General features: G+C 68.0%; 19 protein-coding genes and 1 tRNA gene. 9 read left to right on the top strand and 11 right to left on the bottom strand.

What is annotated here, in order from left to right; genetic code table 11:
* Positions 1–83 precede the first annotated feature (83 nt).
* From HJ588_RS02065 to HJ588_RS02075, 3 genes are read left to right on the top strand one after another with little or no spacing between them, the layout of a single operon-like run.
* Positions 84–932 (top strand): hypothetical protein, encoded by an 849-nt coding sequence (locus HJ588_RS02065; RefSeq protein WP_171151486.1) that lies wholly within the window; start codon positions 84–86, stop codon positions 930–932.
* Positions 925–1,356, top strand: a complete 432-nt coding sequence (locus tag HJ588_RS02070; RefSeq protein WP_171151488.1) for a PIN domain-containing protein — start codon at positions 925–927, stop codon at positions 1,354–1,356. The genes HJ588_RS02065 and HJ588_RS02070 overlap by 8 nt, the downstream gene beginning before the upstream one ends.
* Entirely contained in the window at positions 1,349–2,818 is a 1,470-nt protein-coding gene (locus HJ588_RS02075; protein WP_171151490.1) for a type I restriction-modification system subunit M, read from the top strand. The genes HJ588_RS02070 and HJ588_RS02075 overlap by 8 nt, the downstream gene beginning before the upstream one ends.
* A 533-nt stretch (positions 2,819–3,351) precedes the next feature.
* On the opposite strand, the gene HJ588_RS20105 is transcribed toward HJ588_RS02075, so the two are convergent.
* The gene (locus tag HJ588_RS20105; RefSeq protein ID WP_171151492.1) at positions 3,352–4,404 is read right to left on the bottom strand and encodes a serine/threonine-protein kinase; all 1,053 of its coding nucleotides are present in this window, start codon (positions 4,402–4,404) and stop codon (positions 3,352–3,354) included.
* A 24-nt stretch (positions 4,405–4,428) separates the two neighbouring features.
* On the opposite strand from HJ588_RS20105, the gene HJ588_RS20110 reads away from it, so the two are divergent.
* Positions 4,429–4,896 carry a hypothetical protein gene (locus tag HJ588_RS20110; protein WP_171151494.1) on the top strand — a complete coding sequence of 156 codons (468 nt, stop codon included), beginning with the start codon at positions 4,429–4,431 and terminating at the stop codon, positions 4,894–4,896.
* An 82-nt stretch (positions 4,897–4,978) separates the two neighbouring features.
* A complete protein-coding gene (locus HJ588_RS02090; RefSeq protein WP_171151496.1) occupies positions 4,979–5,443 on the top strand; it encodes a hypothetical protein in 465 nt (154 codons plus the stop codon).
* 49 nt (positions 5,444–5,492) lie between these two features.
* On the opposite strand, the gene HJ588_RS02095 is transcribed toward HJ588_RS02090, so the two are convergent.
* The 5 genes from HJ588_RS02095 to HJ588_RS02110 all read right to left on the bottom strand — a co-directional run bounded on the left by HJ588_RS02095 (position 5,493) and on the right by HJ588_RS02110 (position 8,239).
* Positions 5,493–6,635 carry a tyrosine-type recombinase/integrase gene (locus tag HJ588_RS02095; RefSeq protein WP_484489520.1) on the bottom strand — a complete coding sequence of 381 codons (1,143 nt, stop codon included), beginning with the start codon at positions 6,633–6,635 and terminating at the stop codon, positions 5,493–5,495.
* 189 nt (positions 6,636–6,824) lie between these two features.
* Positions 6,825–7,208 (bottom strand): hypothetical protein, encoded by a 384-nt coding sequence (locus tag HJ588_RS02100; RefSeq protein ID WP_171151500.1) that lies wholly within the window; start codon positions 7,206–7,208, stop codon positions 6,825–6,827.
* 51 nt (positions 7,209–7,259) lie between these two features.
* Positions 7,260–7,388: a hypothetical protein gene (locus HJ588_RS19700; protein WP_281358790.1), complete on the bottom strand. Its 129-nt coding sequence runs from the start codon at positions 7,386–7,388 to the stop codon at positions 7,260–7,262.
* Positions 7,389–7,562: 174 nt separating this feature from the next.
* On the bottom strand, positions 7,563–7,919 hold the full coding sequence (locus tag HJ588_RS02105; protein ID WP_171151502.1) for a DMT family transporter: 357 nt from the start codon (positions 7,917–7,919) through the stop codon (positions 7,563–7,565).
* Positions 7,919–8,239 (bottom strand): DMT family transporter, encoded by a 321-nt coding sequence (locus HJ588_RS02110; RefSeq protein ID WP_171151504.1) that lies wholly within the window; start codon positions 8,237–8,239, stop codon positions 7,919–7,921. Before HJ588_RS02110 ends, HJ588_RS02105 begins: the two co-directional genes overlap by 1 nt.
* Positions 8,240–8,307: 68 nt before the next feature.
* Here HJ588_RS02110 and HJ588_RS02115 point away from each other — a divergent pair, with 68 nt between their 5' ends.
* A complete protein-coding gene (locus HJ588_RS02115; RefSeq protein WP_171151506.1) occupies positions 8,308–8,670 on the top strand; it encodes a MerR family transcriptional regulator in 363 nt (120 codons plus the stop codon).
* A gap of 70 nt (positions 8,671–8,740) precedes the next feature.
* Positions 8,741–9,352: an endonuclease gene (locus HJ588_RS02120; RefSeq protein WP_171151508.1), complete on the top strand. Its 612-nt coding sequence runs from the start codon at positions 8,741–8,743 to the stop codon at positions 9,350–9,352.
* Between the two features lie 3 nt (positions 9,353–9,355).
* On the opposite strand, the gene HJ588_RS02125 is transcribed toward HJ588_RS02120, so the two are convergent.
* Positions 9,356–9,706, bottom strand: coding sequence for a thioesterase family protein (locus tag HJ588_RS02125; RefSeq protein ID WP_171151511.1), 351 nt, complete (start codon positions 9,704–9,706; stop codon positions 9,356–9,358).
* An 85-nt stretch (positions 9,707–9,791) separates the two neighbouring features.
* Positions 9,792–10,256, bottom strand: a complete 465-nt coding sequence (locus tag HJ588_RS02130; RefSeq protein ID WP_171151513.1) for a DUF6328 family protein — start codon at positions 10,254–10,256, stop codon at positions 9,792–9,794.
* 109 nt (positions 10,257–10,365) lie between these two features.
* On the opposite strand from HJ588_RS02130, the gene HJ588_RS02135 reads away from it, so the two are divergent.
* Positions 10,366–11,349, top strand: a complete 984-nt coding sequence (locus HJ588_RS02135; RefSeq protein ID WP_212755248.1) for a bile acid:sodium symporter family protein — start codon at positions 10,366–10,368, stop codon at positions 11,347–11,349.
* On the opposite strand, the gene selB is transcribed toward HJ588_RS02135, so the two are convergent.
* The 3 genes from selB to HJ588_RS02150 form a co-directional block, all read right to left on the bottom strand.
* Positions 11,346–13,136 (bottom strand): selenocysteine-specific translation elongation factor, encoded by a 1,791-nt coding sequence (gene selB, locus HJ588_RS02140; protein WP_343036559.1) that lies wholly within the window; start codon positions 13,134–13,136, stop codon positions 11,346–11,348. The two genes, HJ588_RS02135 and selB, sit on opposite strands and share 4 nt — an antisense overlap.
* Positions 13,137–13,138: 2 nt before the next feature.
* Entirely contained in the window at positions 13,139–14,455 is a 1,317-nt protein-coding gene (gene selA / locus HJ588_RS02145; protein WP_171151517.1) for an L-seryl-tRNA(Sec) selenium transferase, read from the bottom strand.
* A 32-nt stretch (positions 14,456–14,487) separates the two neighbouring features.
* Positions 14,488–14,583, bottom strand: a tRNA-Sec gene (locus HJ588_RS02150).
* Between the two features lie 73 nt (positions 14,584–14,656).
* Between HJ588_RS02150 and selD the strand changes: the two genes are divergently transcribed.
* The gene (gene selD / locus HJ588_RS02155; protein ID WP_171155284.1) at positions 14,657–15,640 is read left to right on the top strand and encodes a selenide, water dikinase SelD; all 984 of its coding nucleotides are present in this window, start codon (positions 14,657–14,659) and stop codon (positions 15,638–15,640) included.
* Positions 15,641–15,643: the final 3 nt, after the last annotated feature.

Consider the following 15,643-nt stretch of genomic DNA (forward strand, 5'->3'; position numbering starts at 1 on the left):
TCTCTTCAATGACCGCCTCACACGACCTCGTCGGTGGTCGTCAGTAGATTGACGAGATCCGGGATCGGCAGGAGGTGGCGACCATGACTCGTGAAATTGAGATCCGTTTGATCGGACACGAGAGCGCCGACGGGGAGCTGCTCGCTGCGGACGCCCTTGGCATCATCGGTTCATTCAAGGATCTCGCCTACCGGCTGACCCGGTCCGCGGCAAAACGAGACGGGCTCGGCCGGACCGATGCTGTCCTCGAACGACTGGCCACCGTACGGGTCGGGCTGCGTAAGGGCAGCACTCAGGTCGTTTTCGTCGTCGGCGACCAGAACGCCATCCTCGATCCGCTGGAGCCCCAGGTCGATGCCATGTTCTGGTCGATCATCGAGGGAGTCGGCACCAATGAGCGCCCGCCGGAGGTGTCCGACTCGGTCGCCGATGCGGTGGATCGGCTCGTCGTCGCCCTGGGCAAAGCCGCGCCGAAGGCAGAGGTGGCTGTTCCCGGTTACCCCCGGCGCATGCTGGACACGCACCTGCTGGATCGCCGGCCATGGCAGCGGCAGAACGGAGAGGAGGCCGGCGAGATGTCCGTGCATGGCGTGTTGGAAATGGTCGACCTGCACAGCAGGAGATTCAGGCTGCGCGATGCCGCCGGCAACGGCATCGATCTGGTCGAAGTCGAGGAGCCGGATGAAGCCGCCCGGCTCGTCGGTACTCGCGTGGTAGCGACGGGCGTGCTCGCCGTTGGGCAGGGCACACAACACCATCGGATGGAGGGTGCCCACATCTCGCCGGAACCGTCCGTGGCGGACTCGCTCGGCATACAGCGCTCCGCCGATCTCGAATCGCTGCGTCGTGGGGCAGAGGCCGCACCCGCCCCGCAACCACTCGACCTCTCCGATGACGAAATCGAGGACTTCCTGGCGGAGATTCGTGCCTGACGACTTCGTGCTGGTCGACACCGATGTGTGGAGCCACGTCATTCCGTCCGGACGCGATCGCGATCCGCGAGCCTCCTCGTGGCGTCGGCTGTTACTCGGCAAACAGGTGCTGATCGCTGCTCAGACCGAAGGTGAGCTCCGCTTCGGAGCACTGGCGAAACGCTGGGGCGCAACGAAGTTCGCCGCTCTCGAGGCGAACCTCACCAAGACACCAACAGTGCCCGTCACCAACGACGTGATCGAGTCGTTCGCCTCTGTGCGCGCAGCCTGCCGGCACGCCGGACACGCGTTGGCTGAGAAGATCCACGTAGGTGACGCGTGGATTGCCGCGACCGCTATCGCCTTCGACCTGCCGCTGTTGGCCGGTGACCGGATCTATCGCGGAGTCGAAGGTCTCCGCCTCGTGAAGGATGACGATGACTGACTCGCGCCGCCTGGTCGACAAGCTGTGGTCCTACTGCGACGTGCTGCGCGACGACGGCGTCGGTGTCATCGAATACACCGAGCAGCTGACCTACCTTCTCTTCCTGAAGATGGCGCACGAGCGTGCGACGCGGAAGCTGGCGCCGGAGCAGATCGTGCCCGAAAAGTACTCGTGGCAGCGACTACTCGACGCGCAAGGCGACAACCTCGAGATCGTCTACACCCAGATTCTCGTCGGCCTGTCGCGAGAGCCCGGCCTGATCGGCACGATCTTCCGCAAAGCTCAGAACCGCATCCAGGACCCGGCAAAACTGCGCCGGCTCATCGTCGACCTGATCGACAAGGAGCAGTGGTCGCAGTCCGGCACCGACATCAAGGGCGACGCCTACGAGGAGCTGCTGTCCCGAGGCGCGTCCGACAAAGGCTCCGGAGCCGGCCAGTACTTCACCCCACGCGCGCTCATCCAGGGAATCGTCGACGTCATACAGCCAACGGTCGCCGACACCGTGGTCGATCCCGCCTGTGGCACGGGCGGCTTCCTGCTGGTCGCCCACGAGCACGCGTCCGAGGGCGCGGCGTCGATGACGCCCACGCAGCGTAACCATCTCCGCGACACGTTTGCCACCGGCTACGAGCTCGTCGACGGCACCGCGCGTCTCGCGTCGATGAACCTGCTGCTGCACGGCATGGGCAGGTCCAACGGTCCATCACTCATCGAGGTGAAGGACTCGCTCATCGCCGACCTGGGCGATCGGTGGTCGGTGGTGCTTTCGAACCCGCCGTTCGGCCGGAAGTCGTCGCTCACGATGGTCGGTGCCGACGGACGCGAGGTGCGCGAAGACCGGGAGATCGAACGCCAGGACTTCGTCGCGACCACGAGCAACAAGCAGCTCAACTTCGTGCAGCACATCATGACGATCCTGGACACCAACGGACGCGCGGCCGTGGTCCTGCCCGACAACGTGCTCTTCGAGGGCGGCGCCGGCGAAACGATCCGCCGGAAGCTGCTGACCGACTTCGACCTGCACACCATGCTGCGTCTACCAACGGGCATCTTCTACGCCAACGGCGTCAAGGCGAACGTGCTGTTCTTCGACAAGAAGGTCGCCCGACCGGGGCAGCCGTGGACAGAGCGGCTGTGGGTCTACGACCTGCGCACCAACCAGCACTTCACGCTCAAACAGAACCCGCTCCGGCGAGCCGACCTCGATGACTTTGTCGCCTGCTACACCGCCGCAGACAGGGTCGAGTCCGAGCGCTGGAAGTCGTTCACGTACGACGAGATCATCGCCCGCGACAAGGCCAACCTGGACATCACTTGGCTCAAGGACGACTCACTCGAAGACCTCGACAACCTCCCGTCGCCCGACGTGATCGCCCGCGAGATCGTCGAGGACCTCACTGCCGCTCTTGCCGAGTTCGAAGCAGTAGCAACGGCTTTGGAGGAGCAGCTGCGCGGCTAACTTTCTCGGCTGTCAGCGATCCGCGTAATCCAGTCGGGCACCGGTTGCCCGCTCTTGGCGCTGGCCGCGATGTAGACGCGCGCTGCTGCGACCTTGCTCGCTCGGGACACGGCTGCGCGGGACATGGGCACCATGCATCGATTTGAGCGGGCCGTCATGCGTCCTCCCGGCGGTCGACGTCCACTCCATGAACCTCGTCCCCGAGTGTGACCGTCAGAGGCACGTTTTGACCCTTCGGGGGTGTATGAGTACCTCTTCAACACCCCGCCGCCAGTTCGAGTCCCTCGCCGACGCCGCCGAGCGCACCGGCCTCAGCGTCCGTGCGCTCCGCCGCAGAATCGCCGCCGGTCAGCTCCCCGCCTACCGCAGCGGCCCGCGCGTGCTCCGAGTGGATCCTGTCGACGTCGACCGACTTATGTTGCTCATCCCAACCGCATAGCCTCACATCTCGGGGAGCGTGCTCGTGACGCAGCGCATGACGGACAGCGCCTGACCTTTTGAACCTACCAAGGCGTCCAGCTTGGTCCACCTAGTCAGGACAGGCGGTCCATGAGCTTGCGGACGGTCGCTGCCCACCGTGCGCGAGTTGTCTCCACGGTGCCGTTCGCGACCTTACGGTTGTTCTCCGCGTGGGTCGTGATGAGCTTCCTGTCGGTGGGCTTTGCACCCGCGAGGGTGCACAGCAGGTAATCCGTACGTCCGGACCGAACGCCGCGATGACACGCAATGTGACCACCGTGCTCGTCAGTTCGCTGCCAGCGCCTGCCGACGATAGGCCGACCAATGCTGTTTGCGAACTCGATTGCAGTCGCTGGACGACTCTCAGGATCGACCGAGAGCGCTGCGTTGACGGCCCTCGCCAGAGAGTCGGGGACGTGGGGCGCTACGTCACGAATCTTTCTCGGTAGGGTCGTCGCCACATGCTTCAAATGATCGTCCTCCGCCAGTCCCACGAACTGATGAGGCGGTTCCCCTGTGAGTAAGTGAAACAGCGTTGCGGCGAGCGAATACACATCGCTTCGGCGGGTGGCGTACGGCGGTTCGCCAGCGACGACAGCCTGCGCAACCTCTGGCGCGACCGTTGCGGCCGTGCCTCCGTGGGCAATTCCGGCGCCGGTTGGATCGATCTGTCCTGCCATGCCGAAATCACCGACAAGGCAGTTGCCTCGGCCGTCCAGAAACAGATTGTCAGGCTTAATGTCGTTGTGCAGCAGGCCACAGTCGTGCCCTCGCTCGATTCCCTGGCAAGCCTGCTGGATCCATCGAACCGCTTGGGCGACATCGAACCCGACGCTGGGGATGCGCCCACCGATCGTCCCCTCCGTGGCGATAGCTGTCACAAGGAATGGTTGGCCCAGATGCGTGTCCGCATTCCTGATGGGGAGGATGTGGTCATCGACGAGATGGCGAAGGATCTGCGCTTCGCCCCAGACACCGAACGGGTGGTTGGTCGGGCGCAACAACTTCAGTGCCACGACATCCCGTTCGTGATGGTCAAAGACCTCCAGCACGTCCCCTTGACCGCCACTCCCGAGAAGGCCACGAACCTCGTATCGCCCATCGATCAAATCTCCGACCGCAAACACCTGCTAAACGATACTGTGCTGACCATGCGCGCAATGGGGCTGGCGGTGGAGATGAAGGCCGATCAAGCACGTTTGCGCGCTGTCATCGTCAATGACTCGTCCGGCACAGCGGTGCTCGAGCAGTCCTTTGAGATGAGCGGATTGGGGACGGACTTGGCGACGAGGCTGCGCGATACCGCAAAGGCCGTCGGAACAAAGATAAAGACGCTGGCCCCTGACACAGTGGTGATCAGGCGAGCCGACAACTCACCCGCCGCATCGAGGCGAGAGTCGACCAAAGTTCGACTGTTAGTGGAAGGGGCTATCACCGCAGCGGCATCCTCGGAGTGCGCAACCACCTTCGTCGTCACCCCGACAGAACTCGCCAGCTGGACTCCCCTCGATAAGAAAGCGCTCGACGCCGAAGGCAAGGCGTTAGCCACAGGAGCCGGGAAGACTCAGGCCTTCACAGAAGCGACTGCGGCCGCCATCGCCGCCTTGTCCTCCCCATGATCCCCGACGCTGCCGCTCACAATCGGCGAGCGATACTTCCAGCGGACCCGAAGCCCCAATATCCTCACAAGGAGGTCAGCATATGAGTGTGTTCGTTCCACATGCACCCATGCTGAATCGGCTGTTCGAGTTACAGCAGGCAGATGACGCAGCCATCGGTCATGAAAGCCTCGACCGAATCGCGCGACGCGTCCTTCAGCTTGCCGAGGCGTTCGAGAACCCTCTGGTGGTGCCGGTTGGCGACAGCGCTCAGCGCGTCCTCGGAGCAATCACTCTGATCTCACGGGGAACCGTCGAAGTGAGCACGTGGACGTGCCGAGTCGCCAGTCGAGAAGTCCTGCTCGTCGGCACAGTCGCCGCCACTACCATCGAGTTTGAAACAGTTGCAGGCATCCTACGAAGCCGAGGCGCCAGCGGTATCTACGCCTGCGCCCTGCATGTGGACACTCTTGATCCTTTGCGCGACGTGGACACCCTTGAGTTGATCGACTCCCCGATCCATAACCGACTCACGGTGGTTGACAGACGTGGCATGCGGCCAACTTGAGCACGCGAGCCGCGGCTTCGTTCATGTCGTGCAGTTGTCGTAGATCGCATCAATGGCCCGCCAGATCCGAGAGCTTTGCGGCGATCTCGGCGTCACGCCCACGTGCGACGTGCTGGTAGCGCATTGCTGCCTCGGCAGTGAGGTGCCCGAGTCTGTCCATAGTCTCCTTCGGAGTCGCGTCAGCAAGGGCCGCGAGAACCGCGCCAGTGTGCCGTAGATCGTGGATGCGCATGTCCGGCCGACCAGCGGCTGCCCTGGCCTTGAGCCAGTGGCGGCGGACGGTGTTGGAGTGAACCTGCCGTGTGCTGTCACCGACGGCTGTGAAGAGAAGCGCGTCGCTCCCCCGCTCGACGAAGCGCCCAAGGTGCGCACTCACGACATCGACGCTGTGGGGTGGCATCGACACGGAGCGTTGTTGGCCGTTCTTGGGCGTGCCGACGACTGGGGTGCTGTGATCCCAGGTGACGGCTCGCCGCACATGGATCAGCCCCGCCTTAACGTCGACGTCCGCTCGACGCAGCTCAGCAAGCTCACCAAAACGAAGCCCGCACCACGCCGCGATGAGCACGAATGCCCAGTAGCGGTCAGGCATTTCGTTCATCAGCGTCACGATCTCCTGCGGCGATGCCGGATCGATCGGGCGTTGCCGCTTGGCGATCCCGGCGCTTCGGATCGTGCACGGGTTCTTGGCCAGGATGTCGTCGCGGACGGCCTCGTTGAGGATCGCGCGCAGCAGGGAGTAGACGTGTGCTCGTTGGGTCGGCCGCGCCGGGTCGAGGCTCGTGTACCAAGTCCTCACAATAGGCGGCGTGATGTCCCGCAGCGACATCTCAGCGAACGCCGGAAGAATGAACCGATCCAACTGACGCCGGTACAGAGCGCGGGTGCGCTGCTTGAGTTCGCGCAGAGCGAGCCACGCCTCGGCATACGGCCCGAACGCCTCGGTCGCCCGTCGCACCTTCGCCCGCCGGGACTTCGCCGGTGACCACTCGTCGTTCTGGATGAGCCGGCGCTCGGCGGCGAGCCAGCCCTCTGCGTCGGACTTCGTCTGGAAGGTGGACGGCGCGCGGTGGAAGCCTTGGTCGGGGCCCATGTAGTAGGCCTGGTACCGACCGTTGCCTCGCTTCCGGATTGTCCCGAAGTCCCGCTTTGCCCGCGTCATGTCGTGCCGTTCGCGGACACGTTGGGACATAATCCGGGCATAATTTGAGGTTCGCCGTGTCCTCTTGTGCCCATTACTCTCACGCGCTAGAGTCTACATCTCTGCAGTTCAGACGCTTGCGGTGCAGATCAGAGTGTTAGCTGAAATTCGCGAGTGAACAGTTCAAATCCTGTCACCCCGACAAAATTTTCCGCCGGCTCTCCGGCGGATTTTTTGCATTCAGCGTGCCGCAAGATCCTCGGCGGTCACTGGGTGGATGAAGCGGGCGGCAGGCAGCGCGAGCCATTGCGTGACGCGCATGGCGAGCGCCATATCGGCCTCGCGGGCGGTGCGCAGGTTGGTCAGCCGGGCCGGGGTGCAGTCCAACTCGGCGGCGAGCTGCGCCCAGGTCAGCGCCTCATCCTGGCGACGGCGGTTAAGCGCGTCGTGCAGCTGCGGGAGATTCCATCGCAGGCGGGCGTCCGGGCCGGCGGCCGGCAGAGTCGGGTCACCTGTGGCGCTGCTCGCACCGGTCAGGAAGTCCTCCGGCGGCCGGTCCAGCCAGCGCATCATGTAGAGCGCGTACTGGCAGGAGGTCGCGCCACGCGCGCGCAGCCGGCCCACGGCGCCGCCACATAGCGGGTGCCCCGGGAGGACGGCGTTGAGGTCGGCCGACTACTGCCACAGGAGGTCGGCGACGTCGTACCAGTTGAGGTCGAGGCGAGCGCGCTCGGCGTCGAGTGCGTCGAGTGCGTCGAGTGCGTCGACGAACGCATCCATGTCCCACTCGGCGCGCGCTGCCATCGGTCAACACCTTCGTCAGGCCATCGGGGTGGCCAGGACTCACTCTGCCGTCTTCACGCTAGACCGACGTACTCTTGGCGGCACCCGCAACCTGGTTGCTGCGGGCGCAACCAGGTTGCCGAACGCGGCGCAGAATCACCCGCACTCGGGCGATCGATCCGCCGCGGGCTGCCGTCATACCTGATCGTCCGGGGCACGCTCGGCGAGCTTGAGCCACACCACGCCGGCGATGATGACCGCGAGCCAACCCGCCTTCGCCACAGACAGCGACTCGTCGAAGAACACCGGGCCCAACAGCGCCGCGCCGACGGCGCCGATGCCGGCCCACACGGCATACCCGATGCCGACCTCGATGGTGCGCAGGGCCCGGCTGAGCGCCCAGAGGGTGAGCAGGAAGAAGACCACTGCGACGAGTGACCAGGTCCAACGGGTGAAGCCGCGGCTGCCGCCGACCGAGAGGGCGTAGCCGACCTCGAAGGCGCCCGCCAGCAGCAGCGTCAGCCAGGCATTGCGTTGTGTCAGCCGGTCCATCACGCACCTCCGGTCAGCTGCAACCCGACGACCCCGCCGATGACCAGCGCGATGCCGGCGGCCTTGGCCCAGGTGAGGCGCTGCCCGAAGAGGACCGCACCGAGGACGGTGATGCCGACCCCGGCGAGCGACGTCCACAACGCGTAGCCGACGCCGACGTCGAAGGTGAGCAGCGCGCGGCTGAGGAAGTAGGTGCCGAGACCGCCGGTGACGAGCGTTGCGATCGTCCAGCCGCGGTGGGTGAAACCCTGTGCCTTGCCGGCGCTGATCGCGACCGCGATCTCGAACAGCACCGCGATTGCCAAATAGATCCATTCCATGCCGGCCACTGTCAGACCTCACACCGGTGTCAGATGCAAGACTTGAGGCGCACGCGACGGGAGGTCTTATGCGCATCGGTGAACTCGCACACGCCAGCGGCGTCAGCGCGCGCTCGCTGCGCTACTACGAGGAGCAGGGCCTGATCGGATCGGAGCGTACGCCGGGCGGCTGGCGCGACTTCGAGCCGGACACGGTCGAGCGGGTGGTGCTGATCCAGCACCTGCTCGCGGCCGGACTGTGCACCGTGACGATCGGCGAGTTGCTCCCCTGCCTCGAGGCTCCCGCGCACGAACGCACCGGGGCGATGGAGGAACTCCTCCGTCAGGAAGTCGATCGCCTCCAGGACAAGCGCCGCGAGATCGACCGCGAACTCGACGTACTCCAAGCCCTGCGTCGCGACGTGACGATCGCGCCACGGGCTGCCGGCTGAGCCGATCCGATCGGCCACCCGCCGCAGGCGGCCCTGGTGTCCGCCGCCCACCATCGGGTATGCCGAAAGGGTGACCACTCAACGACAACTCGTCAGCGACCTGCTGCGCGACCACGGCCGGACGTATGCCGCGGAGGCGTCGATCACCCTGCGCAACAAGCCTGCGCCGCTGTTCCAACTGCTGACGCTGAGCATGCTGTTCGCGGCACCGATCAACGCCTCGGTCGCCACCGCCTCGGCCCGCGAGCTCTGGGCAGCCGGGTGGCGCACCCCACAGCAGCTGCGCGACTCCACCTGGCAGCAGCGCGTCGACGCCCTCGGCCGCGGCGGCTATCGCCGGTATGACGAGAGCACCGCCCGTCACCTCGACGCCGCCGCCGAGCACCTGCTCGACGCCTACGCCGGCGACCTCCGCCGGCTGCGCGACTCCGCGGGAGGAGAGGTCGACGGCATACGGGAGAAGCTGCGGGAGTTTCCGCGCATCGGCCCCACGGCCGCGGACATCTTCTGCCGCGAGGTGCAGCAGGTGTGGCCGCAGGTGCGACCGTTCTTCGACAAGCGTGCCCTGACCGGCGCCGAAAAACTCGGCCTACCGGCCGACCCGGACCAGCTCGCGGCCCTCGTCGACGCCGACCAGCTGGCGGAGCTCGCGGCAGCCTTGGTGCGCGCGGACCTCGCGTAACCGCTAGGAGAGCGACGCGACGAAACGCTCCCGATCGACCGCGGCCCGCGTGATCCGGCCGGCGCCCACGACCGTGCCGTCCTGGTCCACCGCCTCGACGGTGAACTCCAAGCGTTTGCCGTCACGTTCGCGCTCGGTGACGTTCACCTCGACCGACCCACCGACCGCGGTCGGCGCACGGTGCTGGACCTCGATCGCGGTCCCGACCGACGTCTCACCGGCCTGCAGCAACTCGGCCGCGGCCTCCACCGTCGCCGCCTCCAACCAGGCGATCAGCCGGGGCGTGCCCAGCACCGGCACGTCCCCACTGCCGAGCGCGATCGCGGTGTCGGCCCCGGTCACCTCGTGTCGCATGCTTCGACGGTAGTCGGTTCCGGTGGGACGGCACAGAGGACGGCGCGGCGTCATACGCTGCACGTTCGAAGACCACCGCACCTGCTCAATAGCGGCGCGCGCTGACCAACGGCAGCACCACCCACGCCAGCACCGCCGCAACCAGCCCGGCCGCCGCGACCACGATCGCGGCGGCCGTGCTGACCACGACGGAAAAAACCAGCGCGGCGACCGCCAGCATCGCCGCGCCGAAGACCACCAGCCCGGCGCGCGCCATCGTGTGCGCGTTCTCGACCAGCGCCGCCTTCTCGTGCTTGCGGAACAGAATGCGGTGCGAACTCACCGGCGCCACCAGCAGCAGCGTCGCCAGCAACGACAGGCACAGCGAGACCAGGTAGAGCGCGCGCTGGTTGTCGCTCAACCGGTCGAACCGGGCGCTGAACGGCACCGTCAGCAAGAAGCCCGACATCACCTGGATGCCGGTCTGGGTGACCCGAAGCTCCTGGAGCAACTCGTTCCAGTTGCGGTCACTGCGCTGCGCGGGCGTCTCGTGTCGTTCCGGCGTCGGCATACCCCACCTCCGTCAACTGTATGGCGCATCGGCCCTCCCGACGCTACCCCGGCGGCCGGATACATTGCGCACCGGAAACCCGCACCGTCCACCCGCCGAAGGAGAGCACGTGCCCAGGTCGTGGCTTCGTGGTGTCTTCGACCCGCTGACGATCGCCGTCACCGTCGCGCTCGTCGTCGGGCTGCTGCTGCCCGCACCCGGGTCGTGGCTGCCCACCGTCATGGTCCTGGCGAAGATCGCGATCGGCTTTCTGTTCTTCCTCAACGGGATTCGCATCTCGACCAGCGACATCATCGCGGGCGTCAACCACTGGCGGATGCACCTGACGATCCTCGTGATCACCTTCGTGATCTTCCCGATCATCGGGTGGGTCATGCAGTTCCTCCCGTCGATCATGCTGCGGCCCGAGCTGCACGCCGGCGTCATCTTCATGTGCCTCGTGCCGTCCACGGTGCAGGCGTCGATCAGCTTCACCGCGATCGCCGGCGGCAACGTGCCCGCCGCGATCATCGGCGCTACCCTGTCCAATCTGGTCGGCGTCATCGCGACGCCGCTGCTGACCTACCTGTTGCTCTCCCCCGCCGGCGACGTCACGATCAACGCCGCGACCGCGCGTGACCTGGTGCTGTCACTGGTGTTGCCGTTCATCCTCGGGCAGCTGGTGCGCCCCCGGGTCAAGGCGTGGGTCGACAGCCACGAACCCACCCTGCGCAACGTCGGCCGCGAGTCGATCATGCTCGTGGTCTACGCCGCCTTCTCCACCGCACAGGACCAGCACTTCTGGAAGCGGCTGGACTGGTGGGAGATCCTGCAGATGCTCGCCATGTCGATCACCGTGCTCGTGGTGATCCTGCCGCTCAGCCGCTGGATCGCGGTCCGGCTCGGCTTCGACCGGGGCGACGCCATCGCCATACAGTTCTGCGGCAGCAAGAAGGCCCTCGCCACCGGCCTGCCGATCGCGACGATCCTCTTCTCCGGCAACGCACTCGGCCTGGTCATGGTGCCGCTGATCATCTTCCACCAAGTGCAGCTGGTCGGCTGCTCGTGGCTCGCCAATCACTATGCGCGCCAACTGCGTTCGGCGACGAGCTAACGCACGACCTCACGATGCGAGTTGTCGACCCGCCGGGTCCAACCGCGCGCGTCGAGATGCTCCAACAGAGGTACGGCGACGCGCCGCGTCGCCTGCAGTGCCTGCCGCGCCTCGCTGGTGGTGAAGAGCGCCGGGAGCTCAGCGAGTGCGCGCATGGCGAGAGCCGGGCCGTTCGGCAGCAGGATCACCCCGTCGCGTAGCCGCAGCAGCCGGCCGGCGCGCTCGGCAGCGGCAAGCTCGCGCGGGCCGAGACCGAGCTGCGCCAGGTCGTCCGCCTCCGGCGCGTCGAAGGGCCGGGCGCGCAGCCGCGTCTCGAGCTGCCGGACGGCATCCTCCGCGCCACCGAGGGCGGACTCGGCACCCGGCGCGCTGATCTCGCCGTCCCGCTGCTGCAACCCGGCCGCCTCGACCACCGCGGCGAGCAGGTCGAGCGAGGGCAGGCCGAGAAGGGAAGCGGCCGCCCCGCGAGAGAGCCCCGCGGCCAACGGATCACGCGCATGCAACTCCCGCACCGCCGTCTGCAGCGCCGACGCCCACTGCTCGAAACGCTGCTCGTCAACCCACCAGCCGCCGATCGGCCGCACCCCCTCGGGAGCGTCGCCGGACGCGCCCGCGATGCCGAGGCGGCGCAGGGTGGCGATCTGCACGGCGCCCCGACGGGCGACCTCCGCGGTCACGTCGCCACCCGGTGGCAGCGCCGACAGGGCATCTGCGCGACGGGCGCCGTCGCCTCTGCGCCGCAGCTCCGGCGGGTCGGCGTCGAGCACCTGCGCACCACCGAGGATCCGCCCGGACCCGCTGTCCCGCAACACGATCCGGTCGCTCACCGCCAGCGGCAGCCGCCGGTCGAAGGTCAGCCGCGCATGGTCGTCCTCGAACGGCCGCAGGCGCGCCGGCACCGCCGCCGTCCCGATGTGCGCGGTCACCTGGGCCGGGACCTCGGTGAGCGCCTCGCCACTCACCCGGCGCACGTCGACGGTGTCGACCAGCTGCCACGCGTCCGGGGTGAGGAGCGCGTCGCCCCGGTGGATGGCGGCCGCCTGGATGCCGCGCAGATTGACCGCGGTGCGACTCACCGGCTGCGCCACCTGCTCGGTGGTGCCGTGGTGCTGCAGGCCTCGCACCACGACGCGCTGGGTGCCCTCGGCGCCGGACAACTCGAGGGCGTCCTCGGCGCGGATCTGCCCCGCTGCGAGCGTGCCGGTCACCACCGCGCCGGCCCCCGTGATGGTGAACGCCCGGTCGACCCACAGCCGCACCCGGCCGTCCTGCACCGGCGCGGGCACCGTCGCCAGCACCTCGTCGAGCGTATGACGCAGCTCGTCCAGCCCGGCACCGGTGACCGCCGAGACCGCGACCGCCGGCGCACCGGCAAGTCCGGTGTCGCGCAACTGTTTTCGAGCCTGGGCGATGACGTCCTCGACCGCGTCGGGGGCCTTGTCGGCACGGGTCACCACGATCACGCCGTGCCGGATGCCGAGCGCGGCGACCGCGTCCCGGTGATCGGTCGACTGCTCCCGCCAGCCCTCGTCGGCGGCGACCACGAAACACACGACCGGCGCCGGACCCAGCCCGGCCAGCATGTTGCCGAGGAAACGCTCGTGACCCGGCACGTCGACGAAGGCGATCTCGCGGCCGGAAGGCGTTGTGGTCCAGGCAAACCCGAGGTCGATCGTGAGGCCGCGCCGCTTCTCCTCGGCCCACCGGTCCGGCTCGATCCCGGTCAGCGCACGCACGAGCGTGCTCTTGCCGTGATCGACGTGACCGGCCGTGGCGATCACGTGCACGCTCAGGCCTTCCGCTCGCCGGCGCCGACCGCGGCGCGGACGGCCTCGGTGAGACGGGCGTCCTCCGCCTCGGGCACGCACCGCAGGTCGATCAGACACGCACCGCCGTGCACCCTTGGCAGCACAGCGGGTTCGCCGGTGCGCAGCCGCGCGGCCACCTCTTCGGGCAGCGCCACCGCCCACCCGTGCAGCGGCACGCCCGGCGCTCCACCGCCGCCCACGCGACCGTCGTGCGCGACCACCTCGCCGCCGACCGCCTCGGCCAGGGCAGTGGCCCGACGCTTCAGGGCGCTCGGGTCGGCGTGCAGCGCCGCCACCACCGGGGCGTCGCCACCACGCAGGGTCGCCTCGAGAGCGGCCAGGAGCAGCTTGTCGGCGCGGACCGCTCTGGCGAGCGGGTGCTGCACCATACGGCCGACGATTGCGTTGTCCCCCAACACAATTCCGGCTTGCGGCCCGCCGAGCAGCTTGTCGCCACTGGCGGTGGTGATGCTGGCGCCGTCGGTCAGCGCGGTCGTCGCGTCGGGCTCGTCGGGCAGGGCCGGGTCGGGTTCGAGCAGTCCGCTGCCGAGGTCGACGACCAGCGGAAGGTCGTGCTCACGGGCGAGGCCGGCCAGCTGCGCGACCGACACCCCGGAGGTGAAGCCCTCGACGCGGAAGTTGCTCGGGTGCACCTTGAGCAGCAGGCCGGTGTCCGGGCCGATCGCGTCGGCGTAGTCGCGCAGGTGGGTGCGGTTGGTGGTGCCGACCTCGCGCAGTCGCGCACCGGTCGAGGCGATCAGGTCGGGCAACCGGAAGCCGGCGCCGATCTCGATCAATTCGCCTCTGCTGACGACGACTTCGCGCCCGGCGGCGAGCGCGGTGGTGGCGAGCACCAGTGCCGCGGCGCCGTTGTTGACGACCAGTGCGTCCTGCGCCGCCGGGCAGTGCGCGAGCAGCGCGGCCCGGGTCGCAACTCCACGCTTGGACCGCACACCGGTGGCGAGGTCGAGCTCGACGTCGACATACCCACTCGCGGCGAGCAGCGCCTCGACGGCAGCCGCCGACAGCGGAGCTCGCCCCAGGTTGGTGTGTATGACGACGCCGGTCGCGTTGAGCACCGGCCGCAGCGAGGCGACGGTCTGCCCGGCGAGCGCCGCCTCGAGCTCGGGCACGACCTGCTCCGGCGCGATCTGCCCGGACCGGGCGCGGGACTGCGCTGCGTCGATCGCGGAGCGAATAGCGTGCTCGCTCAACGTCGTTCGCGCATCTTGCACGGCCGGCAGCGCGAGCAGCGTGTCGGTGCGCGGGATGCGGCTGCGCGGGTCGGCGCTGGTCACCGGATCATCGGCCCTTCCTCGCGAGGAACGTGTGGCGGAGGCGGACGGGAATCGAACCCGCCAGACCGAGGTGCTCGATCTCACCGGTTTTGAAGACCGGGGGGCCCACCAGGAACCCTGACGCCTCCACGCGCAAACCTAGCTGCTGTGCGGCCACGGGCGGGCAGCGGCCGCGGATTAGCCTTGACCTTCGTGAGTGACATGACGGAGACGACCCGGCTGACCGGTTATGCACACGGGGGCGGTTGCGCCTGCAAGATCCCGCCGGGCGAGCTCGAGGACGCGGTCCGCGGGCTCACCGGTCAGGCGGCGCCCGGCGTGCTGGTCGGGCTCGACGACGGCGACGACGCTGCCGCGGTGCTGGTCCGCGACGACCTGGCCATCCTCTCCACCGCCGACTTCTTCACGCCGGTCGTCGACGACGCCTTCGACTGGGGCCGCATCGCGGCCGCCAACGCGCTCTCCGACGTCTACGCGATGGGCGGCCGGCCGGTGGTCGCGATCAACCTGGTCGGCTGGCCGCGCGGCGTGCTGCCGATGGAGCTGATGACCGAGGTGCTGCGCGGCGGCCTGACCGTCGCCGGCGAGGCCGGCTGCCCGGTGATCGGCGGCCACACGATCGACGACCCCGAACCCAAATACGGTATGGCGGTCACCGGTATCGCCGACCCGAATCGTCTGCTGCGCAACGACTCCGCAGAGGCCGGTCTGCCGATCACACTCACCAAGCCGATCGGCGTCGGGCTGCTCAACAACCGGCACAAGCAGACCGGCGAGGTGTCCGAGGCGGTGATCGCGACGATGACCGCGCTCAACCGCGAGGCGTCCGAGGCGGCGCTGGCGGCGGGTGCCACGGCGGCCACGGACGTGACCGGCTTCGGGTTGCTCGGCCATCTGCACAAGCTGCTGCGCGCCTCCGGCGTCAGTGCCGTGCTCGAACGCTCCGCCATACCCACGGTCGAGGGGGCGCGCGAAGCGTTGCGCGACGGCTATGTGTCCGGTGGCACCCGCCGCAACCTGGACTGGGTGCGGCCGCACCTGACACCGGCGGCGGACGTCACCGAGGACGACCTCCTGCTGCTGGCCGATGCGCAGACGTCCGGCGGCCTGCTGGTCGTCGGCGAGGTGCCCGGCTACCCGGTGATCGGCCGCACGGTCGCAGGCTCCGGCATCGAGATCGTCTGAGCG

The organism is Flexivirga aerilata, assembly GCF_013002715.1.
Taxonomy (GTDB): Bacteria; Actinomycetota; Actinomycetes; order Actinomycetales; family Dermatophilaceae; genus Flexivirga; species Flexivirga aerilata.